General features: G+C 42.9%; 1 protein-coding gene. It reads right to left on the bottom strand.

Translation table 11 applies throughout. From position 1 onward, the window contains the following. Positions 1–133 precede the first annotated feature (133 nt). Positions 134–443 (bottom strand): response regulator (locus A3729_RS09790; protein ID WP_156497854.1); only part of this gene is annotated, 310 nt, incomplete at its 5' end.

Genomic DNA, 443 nt, shown 5'->3' with positions numbered 1-443 from the left:
CACTAGATAAGCCTTATTTTCACCCAACAATATCCCGCACGCTTCCTCTAGAAAGGTGCGGAATAAGTGATACTCCTGAGCTGAACTATCTAATTGCATAGCCACCCTTTAACGAGCATGTTGCGCTGTACATCTAAGCTTTCGTCTTGATACGATCAATGATATCCATCACTTTTTCCGCAAGTTCATCCGGACTAAACTTGGCCATAAAGTCATCGGCACCAACTTTTTCTACCATTGCCTGGTTAAACACACCACTCAATGAAGTGTGCAGCATAATATAAAGTGGTGCTAAACGATGATCATCCTTACATAAGGTCGTCAAGGTGTAGCCATCCATCTCTGGCATCTCTACGTCTGAAATCATCAAATCAATATGATCATTAAGGTGTGACCCGTCCGCCACAAGTTCCCTTAGATAATCGTAGGCCTGTTTACCATCA

It is taken from the genome of Oleiphilus sp. HI0043 (genome assembly GCF_001634935.1).
Note: the sequence above shows the minus strand (reverse complement) of the source record. Positions and strands in the feature narration are given on the sequence as shown.